Annotated in this window: 12 protein-coding genes; 6 read left to right on the top strand and 6 right to left on the bottom strand. The window is 62.0% G+C overall.

The genetic code is table 11. From position 1 onward, the window contains the following. Positions 1-59: 59 nt before the first annotated feature. The gene (locus ACQPYR_RS42685; protein WP_433625804.1) at positions 60-1,325 is read right to left on the bottom strand and encodes an MFS transporter; all 1,266 of its coding nucleotides are present in this window, start codon (positions 1,323-1,325) and stop codon (positions 60-62) included. Between the two features lie 112 nt (positions 1,326-1,437). On the opposite strand from ACQPYR_RS42685, the gene ACQPYR_RS42680 reads away from it, so the two are divergent. Continuing rightward, entirely contained in the window at positions 1,438-2,385 is a 948-nt protein-coding gene (locus ACQPYR_RS42680; protein ID WP_433625802.1) for a LysR family transcriptional regulator, read from the top strand. Here the strand turns inward: ACQPYR_RS42680 and ACQPYR_RS42675 are convergent. Further along, positions 2,361-3,245: an alpha/beta fold hydrolase gene (locus ACQPYR_RS42675; protein ID WP_433625799.1), complete on the bottom strand. Its 885-nt coding sequence runs from the start codon at positions 3,243-3,245 to the stop codon at positions 2,361-2,363. The two genes, ACQPYR_RS42680 and ACQPYR_RS42675, sit on opposite strands and share 25 nt — an antisense overlap. A 59-nt stretch (positions 3,246-3,304) precedes the next feature. Between ACQPYR_RS42675 and ACQPYR_RS42670 the strand changes: the two genes are divergently transcribed. Beyond that, positions 3,305-3,871, top strand: a complete 567-nt coding sequence (locus ACQPYR_RS42670) for a CGNR zinc finger domain-containing protein (RefSeq protein ID WP_433625797.1) — start codon at positions 3,305-3,307, stop codon at positions 3,869-3,871. A 93-nt stretch (positions 3,872-3,964) separates the two neighbouring features. Further along, positions 3,965-4,267, top strand: a complete 303-nt coding sequence (locus ACQPYR_RS42665) for a hypothetical protein (protein WP_433625794.1) — start codon at positions 3,965-3,967, stop codon at positions 4,265-4,267. Positions 4,268-5,070: 803 nt separating this feature from the next. Here ACQPYR_RS42665 and ACQPYR_RS42660 read toward each other — a convergent pair. Continuing rightward, complete coding sequence (locus ACQPYR_RS42660) at positions 5,071-5,742, bottom strand: hypothetical protein (RefSeq protein ID WP_433625791.1); 672 nt, start codon at positions 5,740-5,742, stop codon at positions 5,071-5,073. After that, entirely contained in the window at positions 5,739-6,212 is a 474-nt protein-coding gene (locus ACQPYR_RS42655; RefSeq protein ID WP_433625789.1) for a hypothetical protein, read from the bottom strand. Before ACQPYR_RS42655 ends, ACQPYR_RS42660 begins: the two co-directional genes overlap by 4 nt. Positions 6,213-7,298: 1,086 nt before the next feature. On the opposite strand from ACQPYR_RS42655, the gene ACQPYR_RS42650 reads away from it, so the two are divergent. The 3 genes from ACQPYR_RS42650 (at position 7,299) to ACQPYR_RS42640 (ending at position 10,170) form a co-directional block, all read left to right on the top strand. Then, the gene (locus ACQPYR_RS42650) at positions 7,299-7,439 is read left to right on the top strand and encodes a hypothetical protein (protein ID WP_433625786.1); all 141 of its coding nucleotides are present in this window, start codon (positions 7,299-7,301) and stop codon (positions 7,437-7,439) included. A gap of 154 nt (positions 7,440-7,593) precedes the next feature. Then, positions 7,594-8,901 carry an IS4 family transposase gene (locus ACQPYR_RS42645; RefSeq protein ID WP_433621300.1) on the top strand — a complete coding sequence of 436 codons (1,308 nt, stop codon included), beginning with the start codon at positions 7,594-7,596 and terminating at the stop codon, positions 8,899-8,901. 90 nt (positions 8,902-8,991) lie between these two features. Beyond that, positions 8,992-10,170, top strand: coding sequence for a hypothetical protein (locus tag ACQPYR_RS42640; RefSeq protein WP_433625783.1), 1,179 nt, complete (start codon positions 8,992-8,994; stop codon positions 10,168-10,170). Positions 10,171-10,696: 526 nt separating this feature from the next. Here the strand turns inward: ACQPYR_RS42640 and ACQPYR_RS42635 are convergent. Then, a complete protein-coding gene (locus tag ACQPYR_RS42635; RefSeq protein WP_433625781.1) occupies positions 10,697-11,962 on the bottom strand; it encodes a hypothetical protein in 1,266 nt (421 codons plus the stop codon). Then, positions 11,959-12,468, bottom strand: coding sequence for a DUF4365 domain-containing protein (locus ACQPYR_RS42630; RefSeq protein WP_433635413.1), 510 nt, complete (start codon positions 12,466-12,468; stop codon positions 11,959-11,961). Before ACQPYR_RS42630 ends, ACQPYR_RS42635 begins: the two co-directional genes overlap by 4 nt. Positions 12,469-13,179 lie beyond the last annotated feature (711 nt).

Below are 13,179 nucleotides of genomic sequence, written 5' to 3'. Positions count from 1 at the left end.
CACCGATGTCATGACGAGCCCTGAAGCGGCCGTCCAGCTCCCTGGACCACGATCTCGGGTCAGGCTCGCGCGCTGTCCTCGGAGAGAACCGGCTCTTCATGCGGCCGAATCGGTTCGGATGTGGCGACCTGCCGCGGCAGCAGAAAGGGCGTGGCGAGCAGGAGAACTCCGGCCAGCGCAATGGCCGCACGCGGGCTGGTGAGTTGTGCCAGCAGACCCCATGTCACGGTGATTGCCGCGATGCTGATGCTGCTGGTGATCGACCACGCGGCGAGGACCCGGGCGTGGCGATCGGTTTCGGTGTTGTTCAACCGATAAGCGGCGAAGACGGCGTTGAAAATGCTGATGCAGATGATGAGCCCGAATTCGGTGACCATCACGATCACCAGCCCCGCCGGGCCCGGCCGGATGAACGCCAGTCCGAGCGGCCAGCAGGCACGTAGCGTGCCGAAAACCCGCAGCACCGTCTGTTCGCCGCAGCGGGAAGCGATGGGGCGAGCGAGTCGTGACCCGATCAGGCCACCGATACACGGAACAGCGAAGGCCAGCCCGTACTCCCAGACCGGGAAATGCAGGTGCGCGAGCATCAGCACCGACAACAGCGGCTCCCCGGCCATGATCAGCCCGTTGACCAGCATCGTGTTGACGAAGAACCGACGCAGCGTGTGGTGGGTGAGGATGTAGCGCCACCCCTCGACGATTTCGCTCGACCGGCGCGTTCGGGTCTTCCGCAGCGGCGGTGGCTGCTCGGGTTCCCTGATCGCGATGATGCCGAGCGCCGAGAGCAGGTAGCTCACCGCATCGATGACAACGGTGGTCACCGGACCGAGCAGCCCGATAGCCGCACCGCCCACCGGCGGTCCGATGACCGTGGCCGACCAGGTAGTGGACTCGAAACGACTGGTGGCCATGAGAAGTCCGTCGGCAGGGACGACGGTCTCGAGGTACGCGCCACTGGCGGCGGTGAACGCGATCTTCGCTGCCGCGGTGACGATCGAGACCACCAAGAGCTGCGCAAAGGACAATCCACCCAGGCAGTAGGCGAGCGGTACGGATGCCAGCGCCGCGAAGCGGGTCAGGTCCGTGGCGATCATGACCGGCCGCTTGGTACGAAACTCCATCCATGGCCCGAGCGGAACCGCCAGCAGTGCGCCGATCGCCAGCCCGGATGCCGACAAGGCCGCCACTTCCGCCGAACTGGCATTCAGAACGGTGATGGCGACAACCGAAAATGCTCCGAACCCGAGTCCGGTCCCGTAGGCGCTGACCGCGTAGGCGGCCCACAACCACCCGAACGTCCGACCCGGTTTCGCGCTCCGCCACATATTCCGCACTCCCTCTGCTGTCAGGGAGATTGAAGCCAATCGATGGGTGTTGCCACCAACAACGAATCGAGCGGAGTGTCACAACTTTTCGTTGTGGGAGTAGGTTTCGCTCGTGGATCTCGATGCGGTTCGTACCTTCGTCGCGGTTGCCGAGACCGGGCAATTCCAAGCCGCTGCCGACGATCTGCGAATCACCCAGCAGGCCGCGTCGAAACGAGTGGCCACGCTGGAGCGAGAACTCGGAGTTCAGCTTTTCGCGCGGATCGCCAGGGGGGTGCGGCTCACCGTCGACGGGCAAGCATTGCTACCGCATGCCCGCGAACTACTCCGTGCCGCCGAACGCGCGACCGCGGCCGTGACTCCGGGGCGCAGGGCCCTGCGGATCGACGTCGTGGCCCGCAGGATTGCGCCCTCCACCATCCTGCACGCCTTCTACCAGCAAGATCCCGATATAGAGCTCGATGTCGTCACCCTGACCAACTTCGACGCGGAGTCAGCGCTGGCCGAAATCAGTGCGGGCAGCATCGACGCCACCTTCAGATCCCTACGCCACCTCGAGGTCCCGAGCGGACTCCGGGCATCCCGTGTCATCGACGACCGACACGAACTGCTCGTCGGTCCGCGGCATCCACTGGCGAACGCCAAGACGGTGACGCCGGCCGAACTCACCGATCACCCGATCTGGATGCTCGGCATGTCCGACGCCGAACCAGTCGGCTACTACAACGATTTGGCGACCGCGTTCGGACTGAACATCGTCACGATCGGCCCGAGCTTCGGCATCGAAGCGCTCCTCGCCGAACTCGCGGATTCCACCCGACTCGCCACTTTCGTCGGCGAAGGTTCCCGATACCTCTGGCCGGAAAGCTACGACCTGCGCCGCATCCCCGTCGTCGACCCGACGCCGGTCTACCCACTTTCGGTGATCTGGCGAGCGGACAATGCGCATCCGGTCCTCGCAAACTTCCTCGAGTACCTGCACACCAGATACAAGTCGACTTTCGACCACAACGTATGGACCCCGGACTGGGCGCCCTATCCGAAGAAGTCGCACAGGTGAGCTGCGACGAGATCGGGCTGTTCCTCGGCGAGATAGTGGCCGCTGTCGGGGATTTCGATGGCGTGCACGTCGGTTGCTCGCTCGGCGAGACTGTCGAGGATGTCGGTATGGCCCGGAAAGTACAGTGCGGCAACGGGTATCGTCAGTTTCGGGTACGCTCGGCCGTCCTCGATGTCCTGGGTGAAACTCTGATACCAGCCGTTGGCGGCGCGGATCGACTCGGGACGGGAATAGGCGCGTGCGTACACCGCACGGGAGTGTTCATCGATGGCGTCGGGATTGCGCAGATTGCGATGGCACAGGTAGTCGACCAGGTGCCTGCCGCGTCCGGTCAGGAGCTGTTCGGGTAGTTCGGCGACCTGATTGAAGGCGAACCACCATCGCTGCCGGGCCCGTTCCGCGGGGCCGGGCAGCAGGCGGAAGTCGTAGAGCCGATCGTCGGGATGCGGCTCCTCCAGCAGCGCCAGCCTGCGCACGGTCTCCGGATGGTTGGCGGCGAGGCTGAAGGCCACCATCGAGCCGATGTCGTGCCCCGCGACGTCGACCGTCGAGTAGCCGAGATGCCGGACCAGTTGGTGGATATCCTCGGCCATCGTCTTCTTGTCGTAACCGTGGTCCGGAGTATCCGAGGAGCCCATACCGCGCAGGTCGACGGCGATGACCCGGTGCCGGCGCGCGAGCAGCGGCATGATCTTGCGTGCCTGCCACCAGGTTTGCGGCCATCCCGGCAGAAGTAACACCGGCGAGCCCGTCCCGCCCGCGACGTAGTGCAGCCGAATGCCGTTGATCTGGGCATGGTGGCTGCGGAAGTCTCCCGAGAGTGACTGTGCCAGTTGTGTATCCGTGACTTCGTCGGTCATGTGAACCACTTTAACCGGTTCCGTTCGAACCGGTCGAAGTGGTTCCATACACTGGGCGCGTGCCGCTATTTCGTGAAGGATCCGGTCGAATCTGCCTCGATTACGTGCGGACGCTGCGCCACCGCGGCTCGCCCGCCGAGGCCGAGGAGTTGACCGATCCGGCGGCGCTGACGGCATGGGTTGCGCAATTCGGCCCCTGGGACCGGGTCGCCGCGACACCTGACATTCGCGCCGTCGAGTCCGCGCGAACATTGCGGGAGGCCATCTTTCGGGTGGTCGACCTGGCCCGCACAACCAAGGGCCCGGTACATCCGTCCGACCGGGACCGAGCCGTCATCAACAAGGCCGCCGGCCAACATGTTCCGATCCCGAGTCTCGACCGGCGCGGGGAATTGCAGTGGACCGCGCCCGACCCGATTGCGGCGGTCCTGGCGACAGTCGCCAGGGACGCACTGGATCTGGTCACCTCGCCGACCGCCGCCCGAATACGGCGGTGCGCGGGCGAAAGCTGCCAGGCCTACTTCGTCGACCTGTCCCGCCCGGGAATCCGGCGCTGGTGCTCGATGGATACCTGCGGCAATCGCGCCAAGAAGCGAAACCTGCGGGCCCGGGAGATGTCGGCGTAGCAAGCGGCACCGCTATGGCCCAACCGAATTCGGGGCTATGGCACCGCTGGATCGTAGCGGGTGGCCACATTTCCGGTTGACAGGTAGCGCAGAGTGGATTGTCGTGGGACGCAACCGACCTCAGTCGGCTACCGGACGACCGAATACGGGGCGAACCTCTGTGTCGATGCCGGCAATGGCCTGGCCGACCTCCTGCATATGGACGCCGCAGGCGGCCGCGCCGAGCTGGCGTTCGTCGAACTCGCCCACAGCATCACCACCGGCGAGGCTGCCTACCCGCGCCGCTATGGGCAGGACTTCTGGGCCGACCTGGCCGAATATCCGCGCCTGCGTGAGTCGTTCGACCGGCAGATGACGCACCGGTTGCGCGAGCAGATTCCGCGGATGACACGGTGACCGACGAACGCTGTCTTCTCGAATTCCAACTCGCCGCAGACCCGAGCCGATCCTGAGGCCGGTTCTCACCGCGATTCTCATGTAGGGTCTCAGCGCTGACTTCATCTGCTAACGCTGTGACCAGTGCTTCTTCATCTTGTCTCACTGCATGGTGATTTCTGTTGTCTCACGAAGCGCTTCATTTCCTATCCTCGCGTCGAAGGTTCGACTGTCCGCGCGGGGCGTGGTCGGTGAGATCGATGCACTCGAAACCGGTGTCCAAACGCGGTGCACCACAAGAGCAAGTCGGTGTCCCAGCCTTGAGAACTCAGCATCATCAGCGGATTGAGCGCTGGTCGGTGCAGCCGCTCAGTAGCGGACTTGCGGTAACGGTGTACCGCCGTGTCAGTCGCGGGTGGTATTCGAGCTCGATCACCAGCCGAAAGATGGTGCACACCGTCACGGCTGGCTCTGGTCGGTCGGTTCATGTAGAACGGACGCTGCCGACGATGCGGCGATCGAAATCGGCAAATAGCAAGCGCACCAACGCAAATCGCGATTGGCAGACACGGCACCTACCCGCCGCCGTATGGGCACCCGAACACCGCGCAGAACCGCTGCGGCGAAGTCGATCGCATCGCACGGGTCGGGCCCCATCTTCACCAGCTGAGCACTCGGCACCTACCAGCGACAGGGCATTCCGCGAACGTAGCTGGCACCCAATACCCTACGTCGCCGACGTCATCGCAGATGCGTGGGAGTCTCACGGGCGCTTTGTTGTACCATTGGCTGCCTTGATCGGGACACCTGGCGGTGTGGGTTGATCATCGCCGTTGGCTGCGGACCCAGTTCCGGACTCGCTGTTCGAGATGGGCGCTCAATCGGTCCGCGGCCGGCGATCGCGGGGTTAGTTCATCGAAACATTCGCATCCCTTACGAGCGATCAGCCGACCGATGTTGGTGGAACTGGTCGCAGGGAAGGCGAGGTTGCACTTGTTTTGCTGCAGTTCGCTGCCGAGGCCGAGAAACGCCCGTCCGACCCCGAGGCCGGGCGATGCCGCGTAGTTCTTCGCCTCGATGGCCGCGACCAGACCGCTCGCGCGCGGATGGACCCGGTGTACTCGACTTCGAGTCGCTTCATTGTGCGTGATGATCGCAACGTCGCATTCGTGTGCGACACCCGACGACCCCATCACCATCACCCCGAGGTGCAGTTCGAGTTTTCTTGTCGTTGTGGGAAACTCCACCACGACGAATGTGAAATCACGACTCCACAGGTTTCCAGGCCCGGTTCTGAACCTGAGTTGCGTTGTCACCGTACGCAAGTCATCGGTGATCATGGTCGTGCCGCCAGCCGCTCGCGCCGCCGCCACGCCGATCGCAAGCAACGCGGCCTCGTACAGGTCGGACTCGGCTGCATGACCGAGATAATCCGCCCGAAGTATGCCGATAGCGGCCTCGACATTGTCGATCAGCTCCTGCGCGGTCATGCTCATCTGGGTGCCCTTACCGCGTCCAACGCCTCGGTCAACTTCTGTGTCGCCGTGACCAACTCTTCGGTTTCAGCAAGATGCGTAGCGCTGAGGGATTCGGTCGATTCTGCGCTGACGGGATCGACAAAGGTGACCCTGATCTGGCCTTGATCCGCCGTATCGTCCGTGGAACCGAAGAACTGGAGGAGCACTTGTCGCGATTCCAGCATCGTCGCAGCGACCGTACGGAGCGCGTCGACGAGGATCGCGAGTTGCTCATCGGCCGAATAATTGCGGACGCTCACGTCGGTGCCACGCTTGAACGGCTCGATCCTGCCCTCGAAAGTGTCGAGCATCCAACCTCGGGCAGGAGCCGTTGGTTCCGATCGCGGAGCGCCCCGGCCGACCTCTGTCCTGATCTGCGCCGCCACTTCAGGTAGCCACTCGGAGATCAGGGACAGCAACCGCTCGTAGGCCTCGGCGCTTCCTTCCATCAGTCTCGCCCCCTGTCTATGTGTCGCAGGCGAGCATATCGTCCGGCCCAGAGTCCAGGAGCGGCACGTACGAGCCGGGAGGTACGTGCCAATATCGTTGCGCATGAACGCGGCTGGTTGCGAGCAGCCCCTCGGGCCGAACACTCCTGCACCCATCACCGCGTCCTATCCCCACTGCTTCGATGGATAGGCTGCCACGCCCACCGGTTGAAGACGGCCGAATCACGGGCAGTTCGATCACATCGGGTTGTCGTGCGCTCAATTCATCGTATTCTGTTGCCACCGTGCGACTTTGAGTCAGTCCTCGCAGAACCCCAGTGGCATATCGCCTGTACGGCAGAGTCCACGGTTCATCCAAGCGAGTGTGGATACTCGCTGCAGCCGTAGAGGGAGATCGGAGTCGTTCTCGTTCAGAAGGCCGGAACGGAAACCACTTTCAATGAAGCGTGTTGACCGCGCGGCACGCAACGAGATACGACAGACTCTGAGCAAAGAGCGTGGCGAACTTGACGCGCTACTGGCGGTGCCGCCCCCGGATGCCGACAATATGTGCTTCGAATGCGCGACTCCGATGTCCTGGCATGGCTTCGTTGGACAGGGCACCTCGCCCGTTACCAAGGACCGTGTCACGCCTGGCCGCGCTGGGCAAAGCACATTGACGGTGTGCGGCAGAAGTTTTGGGCCATGGCAGCAAAAGGTCGCGAGACGACGCTGGAACCTCCCAAACCGCATCCGATCGCGGTGCTCCCCTCAGGACTACCGATCAGCGAGGTCGTCGAACGCCTTACACAGATCCAGTCGGAGCATCCCAATGCCGAGGTTCGACGAGGATCGCGCAACAAGTGGGAAATCTGGCCTGCCGGCGCGGCAGCGCGTTGACCACTGCCAGCGCCTGGTCGAAGCGGGCGAGGCAGTGGTGCGTGCGCCCAGGTCCGCGACAGCAAGTCCTCCGGTCGAAAGCCTGAATGTGCAAGTAGCCCAATACGGGCTGCAGAGTGCTGGATCCGGATCGGCTGCCGGCGGCGGTATCCGTTGAGTTGTCCGGAATCGTCAGCTGGGCATGGAGGTGCCAGCAATGATAGTCAGATGGGTAAGAACCCCGCGCAGCTGAACCAGCAGCAGGCCGACGTCCTCGGATGGATCATCGATGGCTGCCCCGATGGCGTCTTCACCGATCATGAGCACCGGATCACCGCGCGAGCCCTAGAACCAAGGCCGCGCAGTTAGCGGTTCAGTTGGTGTGTCAATCGAATGATGGTGTGGGGCTTGGTATGCCGTGACGTAGGACAGCGGAGCGCCTGGTAGAAGAGGTTTGTCACTCCAAGACAACTCTTCACTGGGAGCTCCGCTGTCGGATCAGTCTGTCATCAACCGACGCGGCATGGTAGCCGCGGGTGTATTCGCGCCGGGTCATCTGGGGGAACTGACCCGGATCGTGTCGTTCGACCTGGTCGATGCGGCGCTGGAGGCGTCGGGCGCGGTGCAGTCGCGGGTGCGGCTGCTGCCCTCGCGGGTGGTGGTGTATTTGCTGCTGGCCGGGGCGTTGTTCACCGGGATTGGGTATCGGCAGGTGTGGGCGCGGTTGTGTGCCGGGCTGCCCGGCAGTCCGAGGGGGTGTCCGGGTTCCTCGGCGTTGTCGCAGGCGCTGCGCCGGGTCGGGCCCAAACCCCTGAAAGCGTTGTTCGACCTGGTCCGCGGGCCTGCCGTCGGTGCGGTGCGGTGGCGGGGTCTGTTGGTGTGCGCGATCGACGGCACCAGTGTGTTCGTGCCCGACAGCCCAGACAATGTGGCCGCGTTCGGTCGTCACGGCGGTGGTCACGCCCAGGCCGGTTACCCGATGCTGCGGTTGCTGGCAGTGGTGGCTTGTGGCACCCGCACCGTCGTCGATGTCGTGTTCGGACCCCTGCGGGTCGCCGAAACAGCCTATGCGCCACGCCTTTTCGGGTGTCTGCGTCCGGGCATGCTGCTGTTGGCCGACCGGAACTTCGCCGTCACGGCGTTGATCGAGCAGATCACCGGCACCGGCGCGGATCTGTTGATCCGCGCCAAACTCAACCGGCGCGTCCCCGCGATCGCGCGGCTGGGCGACGGGTCGTGGCTGACCCGCGCCGGCGCGGCGACGGTGCGGGTCATCGACGCCGAGATCGCCGTCTGCTGCGCCGGTGGGCCCCGGCGGGTCGAGCGGTATCGGCTGATCACCAGCCTGGCCGACGAGAAGCGTTACCCCGCACAGGAATTGGTGACTCTTTATCATCAGCGGTGGGAGATCGAAACCAGCTATTTCGAACTGAAATCGACCATGCTCGGTGGCCGGGTACTCCGTGCCCGCACCCCGGCCGGGGTCTGCCAAGAGGTCTACGCCCTGCTCATCACCTACCAGGCGCTGCGCACCGTCATCGCCGATACCGCCCTGGCCACAGGTGATTTTTCCGCGGACCGCGGAAGTTTCACCGTCGCCATGCACACCGCACGCGACCAACTGATCCACGCCGCCGGGATCATCAACGACACCACGATCGACCTCATCGGCACGATCGGCCACGCAATCCGGACCAGCCCGTTGACCCCACGCCGCGCACGCACCAGCCCCCGCATCGTCAAACGTGCCATCTCCAAACACCGCGCCAAGGGCGACATCGACCGCAACATCTACAAAACCCAGGTCAGCATTCATATCCTGCCCGGTTGACAACCGGGCAGAACCCCAAACTGCGCGGCCTTGGCCCTAGAACGCCGTGGGCTCATCACCATCAGCGGGAAGGGAAATACCTGGGCGGCCGTGATTACCGACGCGGGCCGGAAGTGGCATGCGGCGCCGCCAGCGGCTGTGCTGCCGGATGAGTCGGACGCGGACCGACTGATTGCGCGAGTACTGGCAGCCGGCGAACGCCTCGTACTGGAGCACGACCGCGAGGTCGAGGAATCTCACAAGCGGCTCGTTGCGCTGAGCTTAAAGTCCCCGTCACGACCCAGGGGTAAGAAGCTGGAGATGATCTCGACCGATCACTGGGGGCGAGGCCCGAAAGCGATCGTGTTCACAGAGCATTTCGACGATCTGGTCGAGGCTCGTCCCGTTCCTGTTCCAGAGCGTATCGCGAAGTATCACCCGGCCGTGAAGGCATTCGTGGCGGACAAGGACTGGCAGTTCGTCAGCAGCGACCACGTTCCGCGCGCTGCGAGGATCCTGCAAGCAATCGCTGTCGAGGCTGCCGCTCGCGGCATCGATGCCACGAAGCCCGATTTCGCTGCGAAAGGCAAGGGCAACCACCAATCGCGTGATCTGGGCCGGTGCCACTTGGCATTACGGACCCCAGCCGGCGTTTACGGACTCCAGATCAAGGAGATCGCTGCCTCGGGCGCGCCGAAAGTAGAACCGCGGCGGTGGAACCAACGCAAGACCCAGCCGTCGTGGATCGAATACCGGGGGTGGGAGTTCATCAGCACTGGAAAGCTCGAACTCCTGGTCCGGGGACCGGGGAGCGGCTACAACGGTGACCACTACCGTGACGCGAAGACCATCACCGTCGAAGCCAAGCTCCCCGAGGTCTTCCGAGCGTTCGAGATCCATAAACTTCGCGCCGACTGGCGGGAGCAGGAACGTGAGCGAGAGAAGGCCGACCGCCGACGTCGTTGGGAAGCGGCGATGGTGGTCGCAAAAGAGCGATACTTCGAGCATGCTCGGTGGGAGCATTTCAAAGATTGCTCGCGCGAATGGCAGTCCGTCAGCCAGTATCGCGGCTTCCTTACCGCAGCGCGAGAAGCCGCCGAACGATACGACGGCATCGACCGTGGCGCTATCCTGCGGCAGCTGGACGAGGCCGAGCGTAGTGTCGATGCGCTGGACCCCATTCTGCAGTTGTCGCGTATCGTGCCTGGCTTGCCAGAGCCGAAGCCCGAGGACCTCAAACCGTTCCTCCAGGGCTGGAGCCCGCACGGTCCGGACGGATCGGCCTGGTGACGGAACCAACCCTGATCGACCACTGACGAAGCAGTCGGCCTGAGCGTTCCGAATTGCTCGTTCTCGGCGGTCAGAATGCGTCAGCGCGTCTTGGACTGCTTTTTCGGCTTGGTGAGGGCAAAGCCACGGGTCGCGCGGTGACGATCGGCAGGAACCATGACCACCCGATCGACAAAACCGCTGCTTGACAACAACATTGAGATTCCCAGTGCCCGGCAACCGTGCGGCCGGCGACCTCAGCGGGTCGTTTGCCGATCAGGTTTCGGGGCGAACGAACTTCTTGCCCCGTCCGCGGGTGCGAGTTCCGGGGACGGGCAGGGCCGTTAGGTGCGCAGGCACCTGGCTCAGTCGCGGCGCAGCCCGCCGCGGCTACTGCCCTCCCGATTCCATCCGGCGGATTGTGGTTGCGGTTGGGACGCCTCCTGGCCCGCCAATCGCCCCGGCTTTTTGGTCAGATCAGGTCGGCAGTTGTGATCGAATAGCGGTAGCCTAATTATGAAGGTGGTGTGATACTGCATGAGGCTTCTTATGTCTCGTATCCGGTCTTGAACGGTGCATGGACTAGATTGATTTCGCCAGTCATCCAGTAGTCTCGGCCGATCTTTTCCAAGTCGCCGGTCAGAAGAACGGGAATTTTATTTTGGTACGAAGAGATTGCAATTGCATGTAACGCCCCATCGATAATTACGCGTATCTGCCGGCGTTCGCTACGCCCTATAACTCCCCGAATAAGTGCGATTGACTTGTCTTCGTTGTCTGTAAACTGATCACGTTCCAATCTGACCACGTATCCGTAGATAGTTTGCCTGACAGGCGGTGCGTCCCGTTGCCGGAACGTTTCCGTCAAGTATTGAAGTCCCGGTATTGTGTCTCTGTCCAATAGCAGCCGGGTGACAGGTGGATGGTGCACGGGTTCGGCAGGCGCCCACTTGAAATTCATGTCAAGTGCGCGTAATCCTTCAAATCTCGTCATTGTATGCAATGCATCGCACAATTCGGCGCTTACGCCAGAATCAACTGCCAAGTCCAGGTCGGCGGTGCCGCTGCTTATGCTCAAATTTGGCACGACTGCCAGCGCCCTTGCTAAGGTCGACATGACGCGACGCTGAAAGGAAGCGATTGAAAGGTCGCGACTTTCGGATTCGGGATTGGTTCTGGAAACACCCTCACGAGAAACGATGCCGGCTTCTAACTCGCGACTGGTACTGCCGCCTTCTTCTCCGTTGTAATCCACGCTATCTCGACTGTTAATGGCATCGCCATCTCCGAGTGTCGTCACAATTGAAACGACGAAACTTCCACGCTGAGTATGGCCCATTCGAACGTCATCATTCATGAATGCTCGCACCGCACTTGAGGCCCGACCACGATGTGTCGGGCGCGGCTCAATCGTTGATCGGGCGGCTGCGGTGAGCAATTTAACTGAGCCGACGATAAGGTCTTGCGCCTGGAATATTGGAATGCTGTCGTACCGGATAAGTTCATCGGCTCGCAAAAGTAGCACGTCCGATCGAACTTGAATCACCGCACTGGCAAGTTGCTCAATGCTCCAGTCATTTATATCGCAGACTGCCTTAAGTGATTCGTTGAATCGGATCGGGTAATCCCGCAGTCGCGTTGTGGTGGGTAGTCTGATACTCGGATGATCTTGCGCGTCGCCATGATGCCAAGTCTCGGATATATCGTCTGCATCCTCGAGAATCCATCCCGAACTTGACAGGAATGTCCCTAGGATATGCGGCGTCATTTTGAGGTCGGCTGGAAGTGATTCGTTAAGAAGCTCTAATTTCAAGGTGTACCTCCATCGCCGACACGTTTCATGATGCCCAGCAAGGACGACACATCGTACCGGTTCTTTTTTGGTACTTTTATTGTGCGGGTAGAATTTGAGATGCTCTCCCAATCGCGAAGAGAAATCCAGTATCCGCGTGCTTCTATATTGAATCTATCTGGATCGAAAGTGACCCACGATTCAAATTTCTTTGGAACCATAACCACAATCAGGATAATTGGATTCATCCGACAGGGGTCACGTAGGTCATTGTAGTTGTAGTCTTTAAGCCGCCATTTGACGTATTCATCATCTTCCTCCGTCGACGAGGAGCATTTCAACTGGATATCTATGGAGGTTTTTCTATATTTTTTATGGTCGGCGACTTGTCGAACGGTTGCATCGACTGTTTCATCGTCAATTCGGATATGCTCCAACTTGCACCGTGCGGCAGTCGCCACAGAATGAGCGTAAACGACTGAAAGCTGCTCTTTGCATTGTGACGGTGCCAGACTCCCATACGGCACATCCGAATCGTGCACTGTAGGTAGAACATCGGTCACACAGATTATCTACCACAGCTCTGATTGCGCTGCCTGGTAGGTGGGGAATCTGGTCGAGCATCCGCGATCTTCGGTGAGAGCTGAGCGGCAACGTGTTTGAGCAGCAGCGCCACTCAGGTGGCTGTTCACCGGCCGCCACCATGTGGGTCGGCGCAAACCACGTGCGAGTTCAAGGCTGAATCTATCGCAGCAACTCGACGACATCGTAAGCTTTGTCGCGGTGCACGTTGCCGGACTGGCGTCGCCGCCGACTGCGTCGCGACCGGATCGCCGGGATGGCTACACGGGCAGGTTCAACGCTTCGGCGTTGTCCATTTGGCAGCCAAAGCGCCCACCGACAGGGGGATTTCAGCATGGCAGACACACGTAGATCTTCGAGCAAGCTTGCCGCGGTCGGCTGGGCTCGACCCCGGTCTAAGCTCCGATCGGCTCCCACCGAGGTCGTGGAAATCATCACCCGCGACCCATCATTCATCCGTCGCCGCCAAGCTCATCGACGAGCACGCGATGCAGGCGCCGCCATTGGCTCATCGGTCCCTACAGCGAATTGCCGATGCGCTGTCCTCTCGTCGCTTGGTGCGGTACTCCTGCCTTGTGGGCGCGGCGTGAACTTCGGCAGCAGTGGCGCGACCGGAACCCTCAGCTCTCCCGGCGCGGACCGGTTCAACACCCCGC

This window comes from Nocardia sp. CA-120079 (genome assembly GCF_050955745.1).
Taxonomy (GTDB): Bacteria; Actinomycetota; Actinomycetes; order Mycobacteriales; family Mycobacteriaceae; genus Nocardia.
This window is presented reverse-complemented; position numbering and strand designations above follow the sequence as displayed.